Below are 23,505 nucleotides of genomic sequence, written 5' to 3'. Positions count from 1 at the left end.
ATCAGGCGCTGCGCAGTCGGTCGAACAGACCGGGCAGGTCCGCGACGCTGTCGAGGACGTGGGTGGCCCCGGCCTCGGACAGTTGGGGGGCGTCGTGGGCGCCGGTGAGGACGCCGACGGAGGCGAGCGCTCCGGCGCGCAGGCCGGTGGTGATGTCCGACGTGGTGTCGCCGAGCACCACCATGGACTGCACGGATGGGGCGCCGGCGCGAATCAGCGCGGTCAGCGGCATATCAGGGAAGGGGCGGCCGCGGACGCCGTCACCGGGGCAGAGCACGACGTCGGCGACGTTCTCCCAGCCGAGCGCGCGGATGATCGACATCTGCGTCTCGTGGGCGAACCCGGTGGTGAGCGCCGTCTTGATGCCCTGCTCTCGGAGTGAGCGGAGGAGTTCCTCGGCGCCGGGAACGGGGCTGCACCGGCCGTCGTCGACGAGTTGCGCGTAGCAGCGTTCGAATTCCTTGTTCGCCGCCTGCGCCTGCTCCTCGTTTCCGCCGCTGAGGTGGCGGAAGACGACGATCTTGGATTGGCCCATGGTGTCGGAGACGTACTCGAGCATCCGCTGCCGGTCGTCGTCCGTCTTCGACAACCCGGCGTGTGCGTCGGCTGCGAGGAAGGACTGCTGCACCAGCCCGCTGTCCTCCACGGTGGTGCCTGCCATGTCGAAGACGACGAGACTGATGTCCCGGTGATGTGTTCCCATTGTCGTGTTCCTCTCGGTGTTCGGTGAATGTATGTGTGGGATAGCTAGTTCGCTGGTACGGACTCGCGACCGAAGACGTGGTCGATCCGGTCCTTCGCCAGACCCATGCCGGTCGTCATGCCGATGCCGGTGGTGACGGTGACGATGTGCACCCCGTCGATGGGCTCCTCGATCAGGAACTCGAAATCGGGGGCCGAGCCGTACACGCCCTGCCAGCGCTCGATGACGGTGACGTCCGGGATGCCGAACAGGGCGGCGGCTTCGCGGATCAGTACCTCGAACCCCTGCTCCGACTGGAACGGCTCCGCCGAGACATCACGGATGTGGGTGTCGCCCAGCAGGATCGAGCCGTCGGGCTGCGGGGTGTACATCTGGTGGAGGTCGAGGTCGGCGTAGTCGGGGTGTTCGTCGCGCAACCGCACCGCGAGTGCCGCCGTCGCGGGCAGATCCGCGAAACCGCGGTACCGCACGAGCGACCATCCGGTGAACAGCGGTCCGGGCAACGGTGCGGTCAGCGGCATCCTCGCGCGCAGCATGTGCAGTCGGCACCGCAGGAGCCCCCGGCGCTCGGCCTGCTCCGGGAACAGTCGGTCGATGTCGTGGTTGACGGTGACGAACACCGTCCCCGCGCGGAGTTCACCCCGTGAGGTGCGGACCACTCCGGGATCGAATCCGGTTGCGGCGGTGCGCCAGAAGAAGTCGACGCCAGACGCCTCGAGCCAGCGTGCGACGGCGGGCGCCGCTTCCCTCGGGTCCACCTGGAGGTCGCCGGACAGGTACATGCCGCCGACGACGCGACTGCCGGAGACGGGGAGCGCGGCGAGGATCCGGTCGCGCGGCAGCAGTTCCACCTCGGCCGGTCCGCGCCTGTCCGAGAACTTGGTCATGACGGCCATTTCGTCGTCGTGCCGTGCCACACAATAGGTTCCGGACTCGGAGATCCAGAACCCCGCCTTGCGTGACAGATCGAGCCAGTGCTCCCGGCCGGCCAGCGCGTAGTCGCGGGCGACACCCGACTGGGCGGTGATGCAGACGTGGCCGAAGTTCTGAACGGATGCGCCCGCGACGCGGTCGGCATGATCGATCACCGCCACCGACAGTCCGCGATCGAGCGCGTGGTAGGCGTGCGCGAGACCGAGGATTCCGGCACCGACCACCACCACGTCGTAGCGTCGTTGATGTGTCATGAATTCCACCTTGGCCTCCGAATGCTCAACTTGTCAATACAAGTAGTTCGAATTCACGACAGGTATATATAAGTTCTCTCCGTTCACCATCCGTTGCCGGCCCGTGCGGGCGCGCCGGGTGGCACCGGCAGGCAGTTGCTGCGAAAATTGCCTCTCGCGTCCACCCACCGCAGAGGGGCGAATTGATGAGTGGTGCTTCCGGATCCAGTTCCGTTCCCGTCTACGAACCGGAGTCGCCCGGCGACCGCTTCGGACCCCTGATCGAGCGCCGCGACGACGCCGACTTCCCGTTCTACGACGGGACCCCCACCGCGCTCTCGGCGCGGCAGTGGATCCTGATGTGGGCGTCGGTCGCCGTCGGTTTCGCGGCCCTGGTCCTCATCCCGCAACCCGGTAACCTGGTGGCGCTGATTCCGCGGATCCTGTTCGTCGGCATCCCGCTCGCCGTGCTGGCGATGGTGACGCGCGAACATTGGACCGCGCTGTTCCGCAGGGTGCGCGGCCGCGACATCCTCACGATGATCGGGTTCGCGCTGCTGAACCTGGCCGTCACGTTCGCACTGGCGTTGGTCGTGCAGGCCCTGTTCGGGGTGGCGTCCAACAAGGCCGTCGACAGCGCGGGCGAGGGCGGTGCGCTCGACACGGTCGCGTTCTACGTGGGAACCGGAATCCAGTTGGTCGGTGAGGAAGTCTTCACCGTCATCCCGTTCCTCGCACTGATGTACTTCCTGGTCACCAGGGCGAAGCTGTCCCGGAAGACGGCGATCGTCCTGGCCTGGCTGATCAGCGCAGTCTGGTTCGGCGCCGCACATCTGCAGACCTACGACTGGAACTTCGCGCAGGCGTTCATCGTGATCGGCGGGGCCCGGCTGGTGCTCACGCTCGCGTACATCCGCACCAAGAACCTGTGGGTCTCGACGGGCGCGCACATCATCAACGACTGGACGCTGTTCACCCAGGCGGTCGTGGCGCACGCAGCCCTTCTCGCCCTCTAGCGGAGCGCGGGCCTCGCCCTCTAGCCGAACGCGGGCGTCAGTTCGGAATCGGGATGACGATCGGCGGCAGACCCGGTATCTGCACCTGAATCTGTTGCGGTGGAGCGGGCACCGGCGCGGGCGGCGGGTTGTACACCGGCGGCTCGGGTGCGGGCGGCGGCACGGCGACGGGTGCCGGCGGCGGGGGCGGTGGTGGTGGCGGCGGAGGCGGCGGCGGCGGCGCGGGTTCCGGGGAGGGGACGGGCGCGGGCCGGGGAGCGGCCTGCTGCACCACGGCGGGCGGCGAATCGACAACCGGCACCGGCGCCTGGGCTTCCACGGGAGCTACCGGATTCGGGCGCTCCGCGGGCTGCTGTGGGCCGGAGCCGATCGGCACCGTCGACAGCCCCCCGGTCATCAGGTCGACCACGGCCACTTCGGTCATCGCCAGGTTGGAGGGTTGGACGACGTACAGCCGGTCCTGCTGGAATGTCGGCCACGGATCGCCCTCGACTTCGGCGTCCTGGTTCACCACCGGGGACAGCAACGGGCTGCCGCGCATGCACCGGACACGGGGAACGCCGTGGTCGTCGATCAGCACGATGGTCCCGGCCTGGAGCACCGACTGGAATGCCGTCGCGTGGCCGTCGTCGAAGCCGTGATTGGTGACGCGGGTGTCCGCGCGGAGCAGGACGGGGGTGAGGGTCCGGACGTAATTGCGCACGTCGTCGACCTGGAACACACTCGACCAGGCGTCCAACCTCGCCGGATCCCCCTCGAGGTCGTCGACGAGACGCTGCCGGTCGCAGAGCACGCGGTCGGGGCTTCCGCCGTAGAGTCCGGCGCGGTCGCCGACCACCCGGATACCGGCGGCTCGGGGCTCGCCCGGCAGGTCGGTTCCGGGTGGGCCGAACGGAACCGTCGTCGGCGTCTGCGGTGGAAGAAGCACTTCCGTCCACGGAAGTTGTCCCTGGTCGGTGGCCCGATCGAGGTCGACCGGGTCGGGGTTGCCCCCGGAACCGGAGGAGCACGCCACGGTCACCGCCGCGGTCAGGGCTCCGAGAACCGCCAGCCAGCTACGCGGTGCGCGCCCGGGGCGCGTACCGGCACGAACGACTCGTCTGCGTCGGGCACGCCGTGCAGCCCGCCCGGCGTCGTCGGTGGCCACCCCGCCATCGTAGGCACAGTCGCCGATCGGCCGGGCCGTATTGCGGTGTGGTTGCCGGCCCGGCTTTCGGTCAGCTGGTGATCATGTCCTCCTGCGACCAGAACGCCCGCATCGACGTGATCTTGCCGTCGTCGTCGAAGGTCATGACGTCGATCGGCGCGATCTCGAGCTTCTGCTCACCGAGGTCGGTGACGAGGGAGAAGTGGAACGCCGCCGAGTTGCCGGCGATCTTCAGCGTCAGGAGTTCGCCGGTCTGCTTCAGCGGTTCGATCACCCCGTAGAACTCGCGCAGCGATTCCACCGAGGTCCGCGGCTCGGTGCCCACCGGGTCCTCCACGGTGGCGCCCTCGGCGTACAGCGCGACGACGTCGTCGGCGGTCCCGGTGGCCACCGCCTCGATATACCTCTCGACGGTCTTGCGGATGTCTTCTGCGGACGGTGCCATGATGCGACTCCTCAGTCGAATAGAACGTGTTCTAGCCGTGAGAGTAGCGCAGCACGCCGCCGGCGGGGAGCCCCTTCTCCCAGGCAGCGGGACATGGTCGCACAGGGGTCCGCCCCTGCCGACGGAAGCAAAAGTCGGCAGGGGCGGAGGAAAGGCGATCTCTCAGGTTCGCGGCGCGGACGCCTCCTCCAGCTTCTCCAGCCGCGGAGTGCTCGTCCCCGTCACCGGCGCCGCGGACACGGACGACACCTCTTCCAGCGACTTGCCCTTGGTCTCGGGCGACATGAAGAAGCAGATCACGAACGCGACCGCCGTCAGGACCGCACCGAACAGCATCGTGGTGCCGGTGCCCAGCGAGGACATGCTCAGCGGCAGCAGGTAGGTGCCGGTCGCGGCGCCGAACCGGCTGACGGCGGTGGCGATTCCCACGGCCGTGGCCCGGAACTCGGTGGGGAAGAGTTCGTTGGGGTAGATCCACACCAGGATGCTCGGACCGCCGGAGATGAACGCGTACGCGCAGAACGCGGCGACGATGAACCAGAGCGGCCCGTCCGCCCACAACCACAACCCGGCCAACGGAATCACCATCAGCGCCAACGGAATCACCGCGATCGGGCGCCTGCCCCACTTCTCGACCAGGAACAGCGCGGGAATGGATCCGGCGACGATGAGTCCGATGATGACGGTCTCCACGATCAGTCCCGCGGAACCGTCGCCGGAGATCGAGAATCCGGACAGGATCGTGGGCAGGAACGTCAGCAGCGCGTAGAGCGGGGTGACGACCGCCAGATACAGGGCGCTGCACATGATCAGCCGCGCGAGGTACTGACCCCGGAAGTAGATCCTGATGTCCGCCTTCGGTTTGTCGGCGGTGTCTTCGACGGTGACCGTGCTCAGATCGAGCTTTTCGCCGTAGATCTGCTCGACCACGGCCTCGGCGTCCGCCACCCGGCCGTTCTTCAGGAGCCACCGCGGCGACTCCGGGATTCCGCGCCGCACGAGGATCACGATCAGACCCAGAACCGCACTCGACGCGAGCAGCAGGCGCCAGTGGTCGTTGCCGCCGGAGATGCCGACGACGAGTGCACCGACCACGTAGGCGGCGACGGCGCCCGCCGACCATGCGACGGCGGACATCCCGACCATCGCGCCGCGCTTCTTGGTGGGGGTGAACTCGGTGAGGAGCGAGGTGGCGATGGGGTAGTCCGCACCGATGGCCGCGCCGATGACGAAGCGCAGCACGATCAGCTGCCACGGCAACTGGACGAACACCGACAGCACGCACGCGACGACCAGCACCACCAGGTCGAGGGCGTACATCTTCTCCCTGCCCACCCGGTCGGTGAGGAATCCGAACACGGTGGCGCCGAAAAAGATACCGATCAGCGATGCCGCGCCGATCAACCCTGCCTCGGCAGTCGTCGGATGTAGCTGCTCGTGCACGCCGAGCAGGGCCACGCCGATGATGCTCATGACGTACCCGTCCAGGAATGGTCCGCCACAGCACGCGATCAGGAGCTTGGTGTGGAACCCGCGTTTGGCGGGTCTGTCCATCACGTCGAAGGAACTCATGTCGTCTCCACTACGTAGATTGGTGCCGTCACCCTCGGGGTGGCGGTCGAGTCGGCCACACTCGGCCGGTACCGCTAAGGGGTTGTCTTGTTCAGCGCCGAGTAGGCGAGTTGCTCGAGCAGCAGCGAAGCGTGGTGCGGGGCGTCTGCGCTGACGTCCAGCACCTGCTTGGTGATGCTCAGCGCCAGAGGCGAATACGCCGCGAGTTCGTGCGCGATGCTCAGCGCCTGCTTCACGTGCTCTGCCGGAGGGGCGATCTCGCTGACGACGCCCCAGCGTTCGGCGTCCGTGTGATCGAAGCGCCGACCGCGCAACACGAGGTCGCGGGCACGGCCGGCCCCGGCGATGCGGGTGATGCGGGTGACGCCGCCGGAGCTGGGGAGGATTCCGATGCCGATCTCCGGGAAGCCGAAGACCGCGGCGGGGTCGGCGACCCGGATGTCGGTGGCGAGGGCCAGTTCGAGGCCGCCGCCGAGGCAGTAGCCGGTGATCGCGGACACGGTGGGTTGCGGGAGCGCCGCGAGCGCCTCGTACACCGACCCGGAGGTCCGGTAGTACTCGGCGATCGCCTCCGGCGTCATCTCCCGCAGTTCGGTGACGTCCGCGCCGGCCGAGAACACCGAGTCGCCCCCGGTGACGACCACGGCCCGACTGGATTTCACCTCGGGCGAGCCCAGCGCGGCGAGCAGTGCGGCTTCCATGTGCGTGGACAGCGCGTTCCGCTTCTGTTCGCGCCGCAGGGTGACGACGGCGACGTCGCCGTCCCGGCGCACGTCGACGGTTCCGGTGTTCTCGGTCAGCATCGTGCTACAACTCCCCGGCCTCGTAGCGGAAGGACAGCAGGTTCTCGAGACCCCGCTTGTTGGCCTCGTTCGCGATGACCAGGCGCTGGATCTCCGACGTGCCCTCCCAGATGCGGTCGACGCGCAGTTCGCGCCACAGCCGCTCGACGGGGTAGTCGCGGATGTAGCCGCGGCCGCCGAAGATCTGGACGGCCCGGTCCACCACCCGGTTCGATGCCTCGGACGCGGCCAGCTTCACCGTCGCGGCCTTGGCGTGCAGAGTCTTTCGCAGGTCGGCATCATTCGGGTCGGCCTGGTCGAACTCCCACGCCACCTGGTGGGTGAGCGCCCGGTTGGTGGTGATGTCCACGACGGAATCGGCGATCATGCCCTGGATCAGCTGACGGTTGATCAGCGGCTCGCCGCCCTGCACCCGCTCCCGTGCCCAGTCGACGGCCAGGGTCAGCGCCCGCTCCGCCGCACCGATCGTGCGTGCGCCGATCATCAGCCGCTCCTCCGTGAACCAGTCGCGGGTGAGGTCGTGGCCCTGCCCGATGCCGCCGAGCACGGCGTCCGCGCCGACACGCACGTTCTCGAACGTGAACTCGGGGTGCTCGTAGACGAACGTGTGCGTGTAGCGGGGGATGTGCTTGATCTTCACGCCCGGGGTGTCGACGTCGATCAGGAAGATCGTCGCGGCGTGATCGGGTTCGACGTTGGCCAGCACGATGAGGTAGTCGGCGACGTCACCGACCGTGACGAACCACTTCTCGCCGTTGATGATGTAGCCGCCGTTGCCGTCGGGGGTCGCGGTGGTGCTCGCCGCGGAGAAGTCCGAACCGGCGTTGGCCTCGGAGATCGCGACGGCGTCGCGGCGGTCGCCGCGGGCACCGGGGATCAGGTAGCGCTCCCGCTGTTCGGGGGTCGCGTGGGTCAGCGGGTTCGCCGGCCGCCACACCGTGTCCCACAGCGCATTGGTGAGCTTGCCGAGTTCGTCCTGCACGACGGCCTGCTCGAGTACCGTCAGTCCGGCTCCGCCGTATTCGACGGGGGTGTTGATCGCCTGCAGTCCCGATGCGAGGACGGCCGCCTTGATGGTGGCGTGGGATTCGTCGGAGATCCCGTTGTTGCGTTCGCACTCGTCCTCGAACTGCATGATCGTGTCGGTCAGGGCGCGGGCGCGCTCCTTGAGGTCGGCGAGGCGGGGGCTGTATGCGAATTCCATGGTTCAGAACTTCCTTGTGTCAGTTGGTGTTCGATGAGTTCAGGACGATGCGCGCGTCGAGTCCGAGGGCTTGTTTCGGGGTGACGAGCAGGGGGTTGATCTCGAGTTCCGCGATCTCGGGGTGTGCGGTGGCCACGGCGGTGATCGCGGCAATGGCGTCCGCGGCGGCGTCGATGTCGATCGGCGGCCTGCCCCGCACCCCTCTGAGTAGGGCGGACGCCCGCAAGTTGTCGAGCAGGCCGCGGGCGGTCTCCGCGTCGACCGGCGCCAGTGCGAAGGACACGTCGGCGAGGACCTCGGTGAAAATGCCGCCGAGACCGACCATGGCGACGGGACCGAACCGCGGGTCGGTCTGGACCCCGACGATGAGTTCGACCCCCTCACTGAGGTCGGCCATCGCCTCGACGCAGTAGGCGGACGCGCCGAGCGAGGCGTCCATGCGGGTGAACGCATCGGCGAGTTGTTCCGCCGACCCCAGACCCAGTGTGACCCCGCCGGAGTCGGACTTGTGCAGCAGGCCCATCGCTTTCAGGACCACCGGGTATCCGACGGTTTCGGCCGCCGCCACCGCCTCGGCGCAATTCTGCACCAGGCGTGCCGCGGGGAATTCGACGCCGGCGTCGCGGAACAGTTCACGCGAATCCCAGTACGCGTCGGTGGTGACCGGTGCGGACGGCAGGCCGTCCGAGCTCACCTGATGTTGCGGCGCAGCGGTTTCGGCGATGACGCCGAGCGCTCCGGCCGCGTCCTCCACCGCGCGGAAGACCGGGACCCCGCTGTCGGCGAGCACCCTCGCCGCGGCGCTGTCGGGATGCATCGTGTGCACGACGACGGGTTTGCCGTGGGCGCGGGCCGTTTCCGCCATCGCACGGGCGGTCTCGATCTCCTTGCGCGCCAGGTTCTCGCCGTAACTGCCGTAGCCGCCGAAATATCCGGTGAGAAGGACGGAATCGACCGCCGGACTCTGCAGGATGGTGTCGAGGACCGAGACGAACGAGGTGATGTCCTGTTCCCCGGCGCCCGCGAGGTCGACCGGGTTGGTCACTCCGGCGGACGGCGGCAACAGGTCGCGCAGTGCGCCGCTGATGGCGGCGGGGAACTCCGGAACCGTGAGTCCGGCGGTCTCCACAACGTCGGACGCGACGCCCGCGTGACCGCCGCCGTCGGCGACGACACCGACCCGGCGCACCTCCGCGGGTCCGTACCCGAGGAGTGTCGCGGCGACGTCCGCGAGTTGGCGCGGACTCGACACCCGGTACACCCCGGACGCGCGGCAGGCCGCGTCGATGACCGCGCTGTCGGACGTCAGCGATCCCGTGTGCGACTGCGCCCCGCGGATGGAGGCCTCGCTGCCACCCACCGTCAGCAGCAGCACCGGCTTCCCGGCGCGGGACGCCTGCGCGGCGGCATCGACGAACGCCCGCCCGTCACCGAAGTCCTCGCAGTACACGGCGATGAGTTCGGTGTCGTCGTGCTCGACGCACGACCGGATGAGGTCGGCGGCGCCGAGGTCCGCCTGGTTCCCCAGCGAGGCGAATCGGGAGAACCCGTGTCCGCGGGCCTCGAGGAACTGGCTGAGTTCGAGTGCCATGTTGCCGCTCTGCGAGAGCAGCGCGACGCGTCCGGCGGGCAGCGGGTTCGACGCCAGCGTTGGCTGTCAGCATGGTCGTGAGACACCTGGCAGTCGGCGTGGGGAGCGGAGTTCCCTGTGACCGATATCGACAGCTTTCCGATCGGGCGTGGTCCGACGGGTAGGCGTTCGTTTCCGATCGCGTTTCGGATCGAGGTGCTGCGCCGGTGGGACGAGTGCACCGAGCACGGCGCCAAGACACGACTGCTACGTGAGTTGAACCTGAGCAAGAACCACGTCACCGCGTGGCTTCGCGGGCGCGGGAGAGCGGACAATACACACAGGCGATGGTCGCCGCTGCAGAGAAGTCGAGGAACTGGATGGACAGTCGGGATCGGGCCGAGCTGGCGCGGCTGCGCCGGGAGAACACACGACTCAAGGCCCAGGTGGAACAGGCGGAGACCGCCCAGGAGATCCTGGGAAAAGCGTTCGAGCTCTTGCAGGGGATCACCAAGCGCTCGAACGAGGACCCCTCTGCGATCCCACCGGCGTTGATGAGCGCGAGCGAGTACGCGCAGTGGCTCGAGCGGGAGAAGCTGTCCTGATCGACACCGTCGGCGCGTTGCACCGGGACGCGGCGATACCGGTCACGGCGGCGTGTGCCCTGCTCGGTGTGCCGCGGTCGAGTTACTACCGGCGCACCCGCGGTTACCGGCACTACGTTCCGGTCACCGACCCGGTCCCGCACGTTCAGCGGCACCAGCCCGCCGCGTTGTCCGACGACGAGCGAGCTCGGATCATCGAGTTGATCCTGGCCGAGGAAAACACGGATCTGTCTGTGGTGCAAGTGTATTGGCGTTCTTTCGACGCCGGGCTCGTCGCGTGTTCGGAGTCGACGTTCTACCGGGTGGCGCGTGCGCAGAAGTTGACCGGGGACCGTCGCCGCACCCGGCGGACCACGACCGCGGCCCGCCGGGCACCGGTCGCCCAGGCCGGTCGGGCCGGGCAGTTGTGGTCGTGGGACATCACGATGTTGCACGGTCCCCGCAAGCAGGACCGGTATCTGCTGTACCTGGTGATGGACGTGTTCTCACGGTTCCCGGTGGCCTGGCGGATCGAGTACGCCGAGGTTCCCGAGTTGGCGGTGCGGATGTTCGCCGAGGCGTTCGAGACGTTCGGGGTGCCCGAGGTGGTGCATGCCGACAATGGTCCGTCGATGCGCTCGAATGCCCTGATCGACGCCCTCGACGAGGCGGGCGCGTGCCGCACCTACTCACGGCCGAGGGTCAGCGATGACAACCCGTTCTCCGAGTCGCTGTTCAAGACCATCAAGTACGACCTGTCGTGCCCGCTCCGGTTCGACGACATCGACCACGCGCGGCGATGGACCGAAACGTTCATGACCCGCTACGCGCTCGAACACCGTCACAGTGCCCTGGGCCGGCACACCCCCGTAGCGGTGTTCCTCGGCCTCGACACCGAGGAACACCGCCGCCGACAGCACCGGCTGGACCAGATCTGGGCCGAACACCCCGAACGGTTCCGCCGCCGACCCCTGGCACCACCCCCGCCACAACCGACAGGCATCAACATCAACCAGAACCTGTCTCAGACAGGTTGACAACTACCGCCAGCGTCAGCGCGGTGCTCGAGTCCAGCACACCCAGGCAGTTCGGCCCGAGGAGGACCGCTCCGGCCGCCCGCACCCGCGCCACGACCCGGTCCTGCACCGCCTTGCCGGCAGCGCCGAGTTCGGCGAAGCCGGCGGTGACACCGACGATCGCGGTGGCGCCCGCTGCGAGGGCGTCGTCGACGGCCTCCTCGAATCCCTGTGCCGGAACGGTGATGACCACGAGGTCGACTCGTTCGTCGAGTTCCGACAGGCTGCGGAGCGACGGCTGACCGAGGATGCGCTCGCCGCGCCGGTTGACGAGGTGGACCGACCGGTGGCCCGTCATCCGGAGCGCCTGGACGCTGATCCAGTTGCCGTACTTGGTCTCGTCGTTGCTCGCACCGAGGACCGCGACCGAACGCGGATCGAACAGTGCCGTGAGGTCGCGGTCCGCGATCGCGCTCATCGGGTCTCCTCGACCTTCGGTGCGGGATGGCCCGTGCCCCAGGCGTCGGCGCCGCCGTCGATCACCAGCGTGGTCCCGGTGACGTAACTGCCTGCGGGCGAGGCGAGGAACGTGACGACCCCGGAGACGTCCTCGGCCGTGCCCAGCCGTCCGAGCGGCACCGCGGACGTCCACTGCGCGCGGGCCTCTTCCGTGTAGTTGTCCTCCATGCCCTCCGTCGCGATGGTGCCGGGGGCGATGCAGATCGACCGGATTCCGTACCGGCTCCACTCCAGCGACAGTCCGGACGCGAGGTTTTCGAGGGCCGCACGGGCCGAGGTCGCGTGGACCATCGATGCGATTCCCCGGCGCGGGGAGAACGCCATGAAGAAGATGCATCCGGACCGCTGCGGAATCATCGCGCGAACGGCGACCTCCCGGGTGACCGCCCACGTGGCGTCGACGGCGAGACGGTGAACGGCGCGCCATCCCTTGCTCGTGATGTCCTCGGCCGGCGCCGCGAACTGGCCGCCGGCGTTGTTGACCAGAATATCGATGCGGCCGAACCGCTCCAGGGCCCGATCGACCAGGGCGGTCACCTGCTCTTCTTCGCGAATGTCCGCGGGCACGGCGAGCGCCCGTCCGCCCAGCGCCTCGATCTCGGCGACGGTCTTCTCGAGGGGCTCGGGCCTGCGGCCGCTGATGACGACGTCGGCTCCGCACCGCGCCATGTCCAGTGCGATCGCGCGCCCTATCCCGGTGCCTCCACCGGTGATCAGTGCCACCCGCCCGCGATGGACGTCGGGGCGCAGCACCTGTCCGGCGCCTCCACCTGGGTTCTCACATTCCATCGAGCGTTCGCCTCTCGTCGCTACCGTTCCGACCAATGGGGTCTGACTGATGCATCAGTTATACCGTGATCCAGCCCACAGATGTCAAGGGATTCGCCGAAACTGACTCGACGCTCAGATGTGGGGCCGGCTTGTTTCGTGGCTTTTAGCTGCTGTTATGTGCGCCAAGATCGGCCGTTGACGATTTTCTGGTCCGAAATCCGACGTCTGACTGATGCGTCAGTTTGCAGCGTATGATTTGATGGATCAGTCAGATGACAATCGAAGGAGGGACAGTGACCGCTCAACTCACCGAGGACGCGCGCCGAACGGCGATACTCGATGCTGCGGCTCAACTGATCGCCGAGCGCGGATACCACTCGGTCCGCATCTCCGACATCGCCCAGGTCGTCGGCACCAGCACCGGGGCGGTGCACTACTACTTCCCCGGCAAGAGCGACGTCCTGACCGCGGCCCTCCGCCACGCCATCGACAACGCCTTCGACCGGCAGAGCCGCGAACTGAAGGCGATCGACAACGCCCACGAACGGCTGCTCCGCCTGATCGACATGCAGTTGCCCCGAGTCGGGCCGCTGCGCGACGAGTGGTCCATCTGGTTGCAGTTCTGGGCCGAGGCAACGCTCCGGCCCGAACTCCGCCCTTTCCACAACACGTATTACGCGCGCTGGCACGAGACGGTCGTCAAGATCGTCCGGCGCGGACAACGGCAGGAGATCTTCCGCACCGACGTCGACCCGGAGACGATCGCGCAGCGGCTGACCGCGCTCACCGACGGGACCGCCATCCAGGTCCTCACCGGCGCACCGAACATGACCGTCGCCGCGATGAAAGAGGTACTCGTGCAGTTCGTCCACGACGAACTCGTCGCGCCGCGCAAATGGTGACCCGGCCTTCGCGGGCCGCCCGGCTCGTTCGGGCCGATGGTCGCTAGCTCCACGGAACGGCGGACGCGCGGCGGCAGTGCGGTCGCCTGGGGATGCGGTGCGGCCTCCGCGATCGCCTACGGACTCACCCCCACGTTCGCCGCGATCGGCTACGCCGGCGGCGTGTCACCGGCTGTCCTCGTCTGCCTCCGTAGCCTCGTCGGTGCCGCACTGCTGTTCCTTCTCGCCTGGTCCACCGGACGGCTGAAAGGCGTGACGTGGAAGTCCGCTGTCGGACTGTGCTGCGTCTGCGGCCCGCTGTTCGGCATCCAGTTGCTGTGTTTCTTCGCGGCGGTACGGGTCACCGGTGCCCAGATCGCGGTCGTGATCGTCCACATCTACCCGCTGTTCGTGATGGCACTCGTCTGGATGGTCACCCGGAACAGGATCAACCGCGGTCAGCTGATCCTGGCCGTCGCGATGTCCGGCGGCATCGCCCTCGTCGCGGGCGCCGGCACCTCCGCGGTCGCACTGAACGGGGCCGTGCTCGCCCTCCTCAGCGCCGCCGGGTACGCCCTGTACCTGGTGGTCGGGGAACGATGGGTGCACCAGGTCAGCCCCGTCGCCGCGGGCGCACTGGCATCACTCGGCGCCGGAATCGCCACCGGCGCGATCGCCGTCGTCGACGGACAGTCCTGGACGTTCGCACCCAGCGGGTGGGGGTCCATCCTGTTCCAGGGACTCCTCCTGATGCCCATCGGAATCGGCTGCTCCTTCATCGCCGTGCGCGCACTCGGATCCGCGTCCGTCGCCCTCCTCGGACTGCTCGAACCGGTGGTCGGGGTGCTCGCCGCACAGGTCCTGCTGGGCGAGCAACTGTCGCCGCCGCAGTGGGCGGGGATGGCCGTCGTCCTGCTCGCGTCGGCGGCTCTGCCCTTCTTGCGCTCCGCGCCCGTGAGTACTTATTAACCGCCCGTAGTTAATAAGTACTCACGGGGGCGAAGCCCATCCCGTCGTGCGGTCATCCGGGGATGGTGCGCGGTAGGCCGGATCGCGCAGGTGGTTGTCATGGGGTCACCTCCACGAGATCGAACCGGGAGTGCAGTCGCCCACGTCGTGCGACGGCGGCCGTCGGGAGTGCGGTAACCGCTGCCCGGCTCCGGAACCCAGGTTCGCATGAGATCGTCACGGACGGCGGGCCGGTCGACGGGTTCGGACGTGTGCGCCAGCCCGGCGACCAACCACACCCGAGCGGTCCTGCTGCGGTGCGCTTCCGAGCGGGTCATTGCGCCAAGCGGATTCGTGTTCATGGGTCGTCCTCGTCCAGTCCGGCCGCGGATCCGTGCTCGAAAGGGATTGCTCCTCAGCGAGTTGATGATTCGCGTGGGATTTTCTGTCTGACCTCATGTTCCGCCGACTGCGGCGCGGCGGGTGTCTCATTTTCTGACACGAAAGAAGGAGGACGAAGGGCGCGTCACACGTCGATGCCGAATTCCTTGATCTTGCGGTAGATCGTGGCCCGTGAGATGCCGAGAGCTGTTGCCGCGGCTTTCTTGTTGCCGTGGTTCTCTTCGAGGCTGCGCACGATGGCATCGCGTTCGAGAGCTTCGATCTGGGTGAGGGTGTGCCGGCTCAGGGCCCGGCACATCGGGGGTAGCTGCTCGACTTCGACGACACCGGAGCGCTGCCGTTGGACGACCTCGTGCAGGACCTGCCGGAGTTCGGTGACGTTTCCCGGCCAGCTGTACTTGCAGAGTTGGCGCATTGCCGCAGGCGAGAGGGACAGCTCCGCGCCGCGACCGAGTTGTCGTAGCAGATGCGGTACCAGACTGTGCAGGTCGTCGATGCGATGCCGCAGGGCCGGCATCGTGACGGTGTGGCTGAAGTGGGGAAGGAGCAGCGCATCGAGATCGGTGTTGTGACCGGTGCCGCCGATGGTCGCGCCGATCCATCCGGCGTGTTCGCGCCCTTGGATCAGGTCGGCGACGACCCGCTGCTGTGACTCGCCGAGCAGGTCGATGTCGCGCAGGATCACGCTGAATCGTTCCTGGTCGAGTTCCTGCTCGAGGGCCGGCAGCGCGGTGCTGTCGTCGGAGAGTTCGGCGGCCGTGAAGATCCGGGTTCGAATGGGAATATGTTCGACAGCAACAGCTTTGAGAGCGGATCCGCGGCCGCTGCCGGGCTCACCCGACACGATGACCCACTGCTGCTCGCGTGCGCAGCGAGTGATCTGCTGGCAGGTGCGGCGCCAGGACGCGCTGGTGCCGGTGATGCCGGGCAACACGCCGGTGCTCGCCGGTGCAGGGGCTAGAGATGATGTGGGGACATCGTGGAGATGCACGTAGAACAAGGCCATCGGCCTGCGGGCTCCGAGCCCGAAGTCCTCGATCGAGGACAACCTGGCCGTCTGACCGCTGGGCAGGGCGACGATATGCCGATAGGTGGCGTTCACGCTGCTCAGGTCGACGGCGTGTTCGAGTAACGCTGCCTGATCCTGGGCGTCCAGCGCCACGCGCAGTCGCCGGTTGACGAGGACGACGTCGTCTCCGAGCGCCAGCACCCCGGCCTGCGGCGATCGGCGACACGCCTTGAGATACGCATTGAGCAACGACGTCTGGTCGGCACTGGCCTGCGCCAGGAGACGGCCTTCGATCTGAGCAGTGGCGGATTTGGCGAGAGTGGCGAGCAACGGACCCCCGTCCTCTACCCAGCCGGTGAGATCGAGTGCCCCCACGAGGGTGCCGGACATCGGATGGGTGATCGGGACACCCGCGCAGGCCAATTGCCCGAGACAGTCGGCGTAGTGTTCGGCGCCCGTCACGAGGGTGGGCTGGCGGGTTTCCAGGGTCGTGCCGATGCCGTTGGTGCCGGCGAACTCTTCCGAGTAGCTGTACCCGGGTATCAGCTGGACGTCGTCGAGGGTGCGATTGAGTCTTCGGCTGGCGGCGATCCTGGTCAGGATCACTCCGTCAGCGGACGTCAGGATCACGCTGACCGGTTCGTCGACAAGGCCGTCCGCGAGCTGCCGCAATACGGGTTCGGCGGCCGCGACCAGGGGACAGTCCAGATTCGGCTCTCGGACGAACGGGAGGTCGAGTTGATCAGGGCTCACCTTGAGCGACTTCGATCGTTGCCAGGAGAACGAGATGGGTTGGCGAACGGAGCTGTCGAGATCGTTGTCGGCGAGAAACAGCTCTCGCGCCTTCTGCAGGTTCTTGGTGGTCATGCCGTGTTTACGCCCCGTTTCTCCACAGGTCTATGAACCTGAGCGTACGTCGTCTCGATGTGAGACGCGTCTCAATATGAGACGGTCCGTCGGAGGGTGTTCGACCGTCGCCCGGGTACCGGTCAGTACTTCGAGGACGCTGGCGAGGTCGGCCGGCGTGAGGGTGCCCGGCGCCGGAGAAGGTCCGGGTTCAGTATGGGGACGGCCGCGCCGCCGTCCGGGGTGCGCTGTCATGGTCGGGGCCTTTCGTCGCAGGGTGGGGAGGATGATCGATCTGCTGTAGCCGCTCGGCGCATACGGCGAGCAAACGGTGCCGGAGTGAGGCGTCGAGGGGTGAGAATCGGCGCCCGGCCAGGACCTGCAGTCGTTGGAAGTACCGCGACTCGGTCCAGCCGAAGGTCATGAAGATGTCTTCGGCGCTGCCGCCGCCGAACACCGCCCACCGGGTGCCGAATTCCAGGACGAGGTCGTCGTCCGGCGTCGAGTGGGCATGCAGGGTCGTCGCCGTCATATCGCGCGGCCCGGGTTCAGAATTCCGGTCGGGTCGAATGCCGCCTTGATCCCTGTCATCAGGGATCTCTCGACCGAGCCGATCATGGGTTCGAGGTAGCGGCGTTTGAGGCTGCCGACGCCGTGCTCGCCCGTGATCGATCCGCCCAGCGCCAGACATCGGGTCACCATCTCGTCGAAGGCCCGATTGGCCCGGTCGGCGGCGTCGGGGTCGGCCGCGTCGAAGACGATCGTGGGGTGGAGGTTCCCGTCGGCGGCGTGGCCGAACGTGCCGATGAGCAGGCGGTGGCGGTCGGCGATCCGGGCAATGGCATCGAGCATGTGCGGTAGCCGGGGAACCGGCACGGCCAGGTCGTCGAGCAGGGTGCTGCCGCGGCGTTCCAGGGCGGTCAGCGCCACGCGGCGCGCCTGCATGAGGGCGTCGCCTTCGGCGGCGTCGGTGCTCACGTACAACTCGGTGGCCGCGGCGGCGCGGCATGCGTCCGCGCTGCGCTGGGCTTCGGCCTCGGCGGCGTCACCGTCGCACTGGATCAGCAGCAGCGCGCCTGCCGTCTCGTCGAGACCCATATGGGTCATGTCGTTGACGGCCGCGATGGTGGTGCGGTCCATGAGTTCGACCAGGCTCGGGTCGGCCACCGCCTGAATCGCCAGCACCGCGTCGACGGCCTGGACGGTATCGGAGAACGCGGCGACGACGGTGGCCGTGTGGGCCGGGGCCCGGCGCAGCCGCACCGTCGCCTCGACGATCACCGCCAGGGCGCCCTCGGACCCGACCAGCAGTCGAGTCAGGTTCAAACCGGCCACATTCTTGCGGGTGACGGCCCCGGTGTGGATGATCCGGCCGTCCGCGAGGACCGCCTTGATCCGGGCGACGTGGTCGCCGGTGACCCCGTACTTTGCGCAGCAGGCGCCGCCCGCGTCGGTCGCGAGGTTCCCGCCGATCGTGGAGATGGCGCGACTGCCGGGGTCGGGGACGTACCACAGTCCGCGCGCCGCCACCGCGGTCGCGAGGTCGCCGTTGATCACGCCCGCCTCGACCGTGGCGGTGCGGGACTGTTCGTCGACGGCGAGGATGCGGTCGAGTTTCTCGGTACTCAGCACGATGCAGCCGTCGATCGCGTTGGCTCCGCCGGCCAGACCGGTGCCCGCACCTCTCGTCACGACCGGAATACCGTGTCGGTGCGCGGTTTTCAGAGTCGCGACGACATGATCGACGGTCCGGGCGCGGACGACGGCGAGCGGACGCCCGGCCGGGCAGAGCAACGCCTGATCGCGGGTGTAGGCGATCATGGTGTCGCTGTCGATTACCGCGGCATCGCCCAGTTCCGCGACCAGATCCGCGACGGGGCCGCTCGTCACGACCGTCATACCTTGTCCTTCCCTGCCGACCTGATGTGATGTGCCGCCCGGATCGATTACGAGGCGATTTCCAGTTCGCCCATGCGGGACCAGTCGGTGCCGGGTAGGTCGGTGTGGATGATGCGCGGCGTCTCACTCAGCGCGGGACGCATCGCGTCCAGTCCCTTCCGGAAGTGGTCGGCGACGACGTGGTCGGAACCGGCCTGCCCGTCCCGGAACGCCTCGATCAGCACGAATTCGGCGGGATCGTCGGCGCTGCGGTGCCACTCGAACCAGAGATTGCCCGGTTCGGATCGGGTCGCGTCGGTGAACTCCTTCGTGACGAGCAGCCAGTCGTTCTGATGCTTGTCGAGGACCTTGAACTTCACCACGATGAAAATCACTATGCTTCACTTTCTTTCGAGGCGCCCGAAGGCTGGGTTGGCGCACGAGCAGGGGAGAGCGGGTCACCGCTCGCGGCGGTGACCCACTCGACTGCGTCAGTAGATGTTCGACGGGCGGATCATGCCTTCGGCGAGATCGCCGAAGCCGGGAGCCATGATCGCCCCGGGATTGCCGATGATCTCCTCCACCACAGCGGTTTCGGTGGTGATCAGCAGTGCCGCGATCGAGGCCGCGCTTTCGAGTGCGGCGCGGGTGACCTTGAACGGGTCGATCACACCGTCGTCGAACATGTCTCCGTATTCACCGGTGAGGGCATTGAATCCGTGCCCGAGCGGGAGACCGGCGACCACCTCGACGACTTCGTCGCCGTCGAATCCGGCGTTGATCGCGATCCAGCGCAGCGGTTCGGCGAGGGCGCGGCGTACGACGTCGCACCCGATGGCCTCGTCTCCGGACAGGTCGAGGTCGGCGAGTGCCCGGTGTGACTGTGCCAGCGCGGTGCCGCCGCCGGACACGATGCCCGCCTCCACCGCCGCGCGGGTCGCGGCCAGGGCGTCCTCGACGCGCAGCATCCGTTCCTTGAGTTCGACACTGGTCGCGCCGCCGACGCGGATGACGGCGACCCGCCCGGTGAGCCGGGCGATGCGCAGTTCGAGGCTTTCCTGGTCTGCCTCGATCTTGGCGCGCTCGAGCTGGGACTCCAGCTGGGCGATGCGGGCGTCGAGCAGGCGCTGGTCGCCGTGCCCGCCGACGATCGTGGTCTCGTTCTCGGTCACCGTGATCCGGTCACACGAACCGAGATGCTCCATGCTGACCTCGGACAGTTCGATGCCGGTGTCCTTGGCGATGACGTGCCCACCGAGTGCCACCGCGAGGTCTTCGAGCTCGGCGACCCGACGATGCCCGAAACCGGGGGCCCGGACAACCACCGACTGCATCGTCTTGTGCATGTTGCCGCCGACAAGCAGTTGCAGGGCCGGCCCGTCGACCTCCTCGGCGAGCACCACCAGCGGCCGGTCGGCGCGCTTGGCGACCTCGACGGCCGGCATGATCTCCTGGACCTGGGTGATCTTCTTGTTGGTCAGCAGGATCAGCGGATTGGCATGCACCGCTTCCATCCGCTCCGGGTCGGTGACCATGTACCCCGAGGTGTAGCCGTGGTCGAACTCGATGCCGTCGACGATGTCGACGGACAACCCGAGCGTGTCGCTCTCCTCGGTGGTGACGACTCCGGACTTGCCGACGTAGTCGACGGCCTTCGAGATGGCGTGTCCGATCACGTCGTCGTCGCTGGCGGCGAGCGTCGCAATGCGTTGCAGATCGCTCTGGCCCCCGATCTGGGAGGCCTGCTCGCGGAGAGAGTCGACGACCACGGACACGGCCCGTTCGATACCGCGTCGGACCCGCATGGGGTTGGCTCCGGCCTCGACGGAGCGCAGCCCCTCACGGACCATGGCCTGGGCGAGCACGGTTGCGGTGGTGGTGCCGTCGCCGACGACACCGTTGGTCTTCATCGCCACCTCCTTCACCAGCTGGGCGCCCATGTTCGCGAACGGCTCGCGGAGCTGGATCTCGCGGGCGATGGTCACGCCGTCGTTGGTGATGGTCGGCGGTCCGGTGAGTTTCTCGAGCACCGCGTTGCGCCCCTTGGGGCCGAGGGTCACCTTGACCGCGTCGGCGAGGGCGTTGACGCCCTGCTCGAGTCGGGCTCGGGCGTCCGTGTTGTACCGCAGCTCTTTTGCCATGGCTGATGGTCCTTTCGTGCTTTTCTTGTGCGGAGTATGCGGCGTATTACGGGACGAGAATCGCCCGGCCGCGGACCCGCCCGGCATCGAGATCGTCGAGGGCCTGCTGGAAGTCCTCGAGCCGGTACCGGGTGGTGTGCAACGTGACCTTGCCCTGGGCGGCAAGGGTCATGAGCTCCTGAAGATCGTTGTAGGAGCCGACGAGATTTCCGATGAAGTTGATCTCGGTGGAGATCACATCGATGGTCGGAACGTCGATGTTCTCGCCGTATCCGACGACGTAGTAGTTCCCGGCGCGGCGCAGCATCGCGATGCCTTCCCGGGTGGCGCCGCCTTCGCCGACGAAGTCGACGACAGCCTCGGCTCCGTGTCCGCCGGTCAGGTCGAGTACCTGCTGGATGTGGGTGCCGTCGGCGACGATGCCGTGGTCGGCGCCGATCTTCACGGCCAGTTCCACGGCTGCCGGGTTGCGATCGAGCACGACCACCGTCACGCCGGAGATGGCCTTGAGGACCTGAATTCCGATGTGGCCCAGGCCGCCGGCACCGATCACCACACAGACGTCCCCGGGGCGGGTTGTCTTCGCGGCCTTGGCGACCGCGTGGTATGCGGTCAGTCCGGCGTCGGCGAGTGCGGCGACGTCCGCCGGCTCGAGCGAGTCGTCGATCTTCACGACGCTGCGGGCGGTGGTGCGCAGATATTCGGCGTAGCCACCGTTGACGTCGATGCCCGGGAACTGACTGTTCTCGCAGTGGACGTCGTCACCGAATCGGCATGCCCGGCACAGCCCGCACGTGATCAGGGGGTGCAGGATCACCTTGTCGCCGACCGCGACGTTGGTGACGGCATCGCCCACGGCGTGCACCCAGCCGGCGTTCTCGTGGCCGATCGTGTACGGCAACGCGACGCCGGTCTTCTCCTCCCACTGCCCCTCCAGGATGTGCAGGTCGGTGCGGCACACGCCTGCCCCGCCGATGCGCACGACGACGTCGAGGGGGCCCTCGACCGTGGGTTCGGGAATGTCGGTGAGCTGCAGTTTGGTGTGGTATCCCACCACTTGCACGGCCTTCATCGCGGGCTCCTGGTTCTGAGGTTGGTGATTCGCGGTGTGGCGCCGACGGATTCGCTGTCGGCGTAGCGGGTGGCGAGCAGGCCGCGGCAGAAGTGGGCGTTGCCTTCCATCGAGATGCGCACCGACTTGGCGAAGCGCAGCCGCATCGGCACCGACTCCGGGGGGATGCGCTTGCCGTCGTCGTCGACGAACACCCGACTGGCCGGGCAGATACTCAACCCGATGCCGATCCGGCGACGCAGCAACGCGGCCTTCGCCTTTCCCGAGGCGAGATCGCTGAGGGTGAGCCGGTAGATCTCGTTCACACCCAGGTCGGTGGTCTTCAGGTGTGCCTCGACGCAGCGTTCCATCGCGGCGGCGTGCGCCTTGGACCGGAACATTCGACGCAACTCGTGCAGACTGTCCTCCGCCTCGGAGCCGAACGTCCCGACGTATCCGGCGTCGGCGGCGAGGCCGGCATTGATCTTGTCGCTGTCGTGATGATCGTCGAGCAGCACCCGCACCTCACCGATGTCCTCGATCAGGCGCAGCGCGTCGAGGGAATCGGATGCCATCAGGTAGGCGAAGTTCGGCGAGCAGAACGCGGTGGGCAGCCGCAGGTGCACGGTGACCCCGTCGTCGTCGAGGGTGACCGACCGGACGAACCCGAGATCGGTGATGGATTCGTCCAGTTCCGGATCGGTGACCGTCGACAGGGCCGTCAGAACGTCCTGTTCGGTGCAGACGACGACGGCGGTCATGACGGCACGGATTCCGGCTCGCGCGCCCCGGCAGCGACCTCCACACCTTCCTGTCCGGCCGGCTCGGCCAGTTGCAGGTCGGCGGGAACGTCGATGTCGTACAGCGCTGCCGCGTTGAGGCCCAGGATCTTCTGCTTCTGCTCCACGGTGATCGGGGCGTACTCGCTCTGCATGTCCTCGGGGATCTGGAAGTCGACGAACTTCTCGATCAGCCACTTCGGGGTCCACAATGCGTAGTCGCTGCCGAACAGGATCTTGTCCTCGCCGATCCAGTAGAGCAGTTCACCGATGATCTGGGCGAAATAGCGGGGCCGGGTGTGGATGAACGGCAACGCGACTGCCAGACCGCCGTACACGTTCGACTCCTGGGTGGCGATCCAGCAGAAGTCCTCGAGCCGCGGCAGACCCACGTGCTCGACGACGAATCGCAGGTCCAGGTAGTCGGTGGCGACCTTGTCGACGTCGGAGACGTCGAACGCGTCGCGGTCGAGGGGACGGATCGTCGGACCCTTGTGAACGTGAATGTTCTTGATTCCCAGCTTGATGCATTCTTCGAGGTAGCGCCGCGACCACGGTTCGTCGAGTTTGTAGCCGCGGGAGTCGCCGTGCCATTCGGCGGTGTAGAGCTTGACGCCCTGCAGGTTCATCCGGTCCGCGTCCTTGCGGAGCTGTTCGAGGCCGGCTTCCTCGTGACGCGGGTCGTAGGCGTGGTTGTAGGTGAGCTTGCCGGGATTCTTGGCGACCAGGGCGAGCGCTTCGTCCGTCTGCCCGAATCCGGTGTGGTAGAAGTCGCTCAGCAGGGTGGCCTGGAAGATCGCGTGGTCGACGTACCCGTCCACGAAGAGGTCGCGCTCGAAGCGTTCGCTGCCGTAGTACGTGTAGGTGTCGTAGTCCCACACGACCTCCTCCGGGCTGAGGTTCTTGTGGTAGTCGTAGAAGCAGTCGATGAACTGCTTGCCGTGCACGTTCTTCTGGTTCGACGCGCGGCCGTCCCAGATGTGCACGTGCCCGTCTACGATGAAGTACTTTTCGCCGTTCTTCTCATACATGCTGGATGCTCCAATACTCGGGA

The 23,505-nt window shown here is 67.5% G+C and carries 22 protein-coding genes and 1 pseudogene; 5 read left to right on the top strand and 18 right to left on the bottom strand.

Features of this window, described 5'->3' with window-relative positions; translation table 11 throughout:
- Position 1: 1 nt before the first annotated feature.
- Both JWS13_RS25585 and JWS13_RS25580 read right to left on the bottom strand, forming a co-directional pair.
- A complete protein-coding gene (locus tag JWS13_RS25585) occupies positions 2-703 on the bottom strand; it encodes a phosphonatase-like hydrolase (protein WP_206008154.1) in 702 nt (233 codons plus the stop codon).
- 44 nt (positions 704-747) lie between these two features.
- Positions 748-1,890 (bottom strand): TIGR03364 family FAD-dependent oxidoreductase, encoded by a 1,143-nt coding sequence (locus JWS13_RS25580; RefSeq protein WP_206008153.1) that lies wholly within the window; start codon positions 1,888-1,890, stop codon positions 748-750.
- A gap of 185 nt (positions 1,891-2,075) precedes the next feature.
- On the opposite strand from JWS13_RS25580, the gene JWS13_RS25575 reads away from it, so the two are divergent.
- On the top strand, positions 2,076-2,885 hold the full coding sequence (locus JWS13_RS25575) for a CPBP family intramembrane glutamic endopeptidase (protein WP_206008152.1): 810 nt from the start codon (positions 2,076-2,078) through the stop codon (positions 2,883-2,885).
- 37 nt (positions 2,886-2,922) lie between these two features.
- Here the strand turns inward: JWS13_RS25575 and JWS13_RS25570 are convergent, their stop codons facing one another.
- The 6 genes from JWS13_RS25570 to JWS13_RS25545 all read right to left on the bottom strand — a co-directional run bounded on the left by JWS13_RS25570 (position 2,923) and on the right by JWS13_RS25545 (position 9,647).
- Positions 2,923-4,032 carry a DUF6777 domain-containing protein gene (locus tag JWS13_RS25570; RefSeq protein ID WP_206008151.1) on the bottom strand — a complete coding sequence of 370 codons (1,110 nt, stop codon included), beginning with the start codon at positions 4,030-4,032 and terminating at the stop codon, positions 2,923-2,925.
- Between the two features lie 70 nt (positions 4,033-4,102).
- Positions 4,103-4,477, bottom strand: coding sequence for a nuclear transport factor 2 family protein (locus tag JWS13_RS25565; RefSeq protein ID WP_012690605.1), 375 nt, complete (start codon positions 4,475-4,477; stop codon positions 4,103-4,105).
- A gap of 162 nt (positions 4,478-4,639) precedes the next feature.
- Positions 4,640-6,049, bottom strand: coding sequence for an MFS transporter (locus tag JWS13_RS25560; RefSeq protein ID WP_206008150.1), 1,410 nt, complete (start codon positions 6,047-6,049; stop codon positions 4,640-4,642).
- Positions 6,050-6,123: 74 nt separating this feature from the next.
- Complete coding sequence (locus tag JWS13_RS25555; protein ID WP_206008149.1) at positions 6,124-6,852, bottom strand: enoyl-CoA hydratase/isomerase family protein; 729 nt, start codon at positions 6,850-6,852, stop codon at positions 6,124-6,126.
- Between the two features lie 4 nt (positions 6,853-6,856).
- Positions 6,857-8,056: an acyl-CoA dehydrogenase family protein gene (locus JWS13_RS25550; protein WP_206008148.1), complete on the bottom strand. Its 1,200-nt coding sequence runs from the start codon at positions 8,054-8,056 to the stop codon at positions 6,857-6,859.
- 19 nt (positions 8,057-8,075) lie between these two features.
- The gene (locus JWS13_RS25545) at positions 8,076-9,647 is read right to left on the bottom strand and encodes an acetate--CoA ligase family protein (protein ID WP_241032298.1); all 1,572 of its coding nucleotides are present in this window, start codon (positions 9,645-9,647) and stop codon (positions 8,076-8,078) included.
- A gap of 326 nt (positions 9,648-9,973) precedes the next feature.
- Between JWS13_RS25545 and JWS13_RS45565 the strand changes: the two genes are divergently transcribed.
- Positions 9,974-10,231: a hypothetical protein gene (locus JWS13_RS45565; protein ID WP_241032297.1), complete on the top strand. Its 258-nt coding sequence runs from the start codon at positions 9,974-9,976 to the stop codon at positions 10,229-10,231.
- Positions 10,204-11,247, top strand: coding sequence for an IS3 family transposase (locus JWS13_RS25535; protein WP_241032296.1), 1,044 nt, complete (start codon positions 10,204-10,206; stop codon positions 11,245-11,247). Before JWS13_RS45565 ends, JWS13_RS25535 begins: the two co-directional genes overlap by 28 nt.
- Positions 11,248-11,254: 7 nt before the next feature.
- On the opposite strand, the pseudogene JWS13_RS25530 reads toward JWS13_RS25535, so the two are convergent.
- Positions 11,255-11,704 (bottom strand): annotated as a pseudogene (locus JWS13_RS25530) (CoA-binding protein); the annotation flags it as partial.
- The gene (locus JWS13_RS25525) at positions 11,701-12,534 is read right to left on the bottom strand and encodes an SDR family NAD(P)-dependent oxidoreductase (RefSeq protein WP_206008147.1); all 834 of its coding nucleotides are present in this window, start codon (positions 12,532-12,534) and stop codon (positions 11,701-11,703) included. The gene JWS13_RS25525 and the pseudogene JWS13_RS25530, both read right to left, overlap by 4 nt.
- Positions 12,535-12,788: 254 nt before the next feature.
- On the opposite strand from JWS13_RS25525, the gene JWS13_RS25520 reads away from it, so the two are divergent.
- A complete protein-coding gene (locus tag JWS13_RS25520; protein WP_160097759.1) occupies positions 12,789-13,418 on the top strand; it encodes a TetR/AcrR family transcriptional regulator in 630 nt (209 codons plus the stop codon).
- Positions 13,419-13,454: 36 nt separating this feature from the next.
- Positions 13,455-14,366, top strand: a complete 912-nt coding sequence (locus tag JWS13_RS25515; RefSeq protein ID WP_206008146.1) for a DMT family transporter — start codon at positions 13,455-13,457, stop codon at positions 14,364-14,366.
- Positions 14,367-14,871: 505 nt separating this feature from the next.
- Here the strand turns inward: JWS13_RS25515 and JWS13_RS25510 are convergent.
- The 8 genes from JWS13_RS25510 to JWS13_RS25475 all read right to left on the bottom strand — a co-directional run bounded on the left by JWS13_RS25510 (position 14,872) and on the right by JWS13_RS25475 (position 23,482).
- A complete protein-coding gene (locus JWS13_RS25510) occupies positions 14,872-16,623 on the bottom strand; it encodes a sigma-54-dependent Fis family transcriptional regulator (protein ID WP_206008145.1) in 1,752 nt (583 codons plus the stop codon).
- A 190-nt stretch (positions 16,624-16,813) separates the two neighbouring features.
- Positions 16,814-17,134: a hypothetical protein gene (locus JWS13_RS25505; protein ID WP_206008144.1), complete on the bottom strand. Its 321-nt coding sequence runs from the start codon at positions 17,132-17,134 to the stop codon at positions 16,814-16,816.
- Positions 17,131-18,501, bottom strand: coding sequence for an FAD-binding oxidoreductase (locus JWS13_RS25500; protein WP_206008143.1), 1,371 nt, complete (start codon positions 18,499-18,501; stop codon positions 17,131-17,133). Before JWS13_RS25500 ends, JWS13_RS25505 begins: the two co-directional genes overlap by 4 nt.
- A 47-nt stretch (positions 18,502-18,548) precedes the next feature.
- Complete coding sequence (locus tag JWS13_RS25495; protein ID WP_206008142.1) at positions 18,549-18,875, bottom strand: putative quinol monooxygenase; 327 nt, start codon at positions 18,873-18,875, stop codon at positions 18,549-18,551.
- A gap of 96 nt (positions 18,876-18,971) precedes the next feature.
- The gene (gene groL, locus JWS13_RS25490; RefSeq protein WP_206008141.1) at positions 18,972-20,621 is read right to left on the bottom strand and encodes a chaperonin GroEL; all 1,650 of its coding nucleotides are present in this window, start codon (positions 20,619-20,621) and stop codon (positions 18,972-18,974) included.
- Between the two features lie 46 nt (positions 20,622-20,667).
- Positions 20,668-21,693, bottom strand: a complete 1,026-nt coding sequence (locus JWS13_RS25485) for an NAD(P)-dependent alcohol dehydrogenase (protein ID WP_206008140.1) — start codon at positions 21,691-21,693, stop codon at positions 20,668-20,670.
- Positions 21,690-22,433: an iron-sulfur cluster assembly protein gene (locus tag JWS13_RS25480; protein ID WP_206008139.1), complete on the bottom strand. Its 744-nt coding sequence runs from the start codon at positions 22,431-22,433 to the stop codon at positions 21,690-21,692. Before JWS13_RS25480 ends, JWS13_RS25485 begins: the two co-directional genes overlap by 4 nt.
- Complete coding sequence (locus tag JWS13_RS25475) at positions 22,430-23,482, bottom strand: amidohydrolase family protein (protein WP_206008138.1); 1,053 nt, start codon at positions 23,480-23,482, stop codon at positions 22,430-22,432. The genes JWS13_RS25480 and JWS13_RS25475 overlap by 4 nt, the downstream gene beginning before the upstream one ends.
- Positions 23,483-23,505 lie beyond the last annotated feature (23 nt).

Source organism: Rhodococcus pseudokoreensis, assembly GCF_017068395.1.
Lineage (GTDB): Bacteria > Actinomycetota > Actinomycetes > Mycobacteriales > Mycobacteriaceae > Rhodococcus_F > Rhodococcus_F pseudokoreensis.
This window is presented reverse-complemented; position numbering and strand designations above follow the sequence as displayed.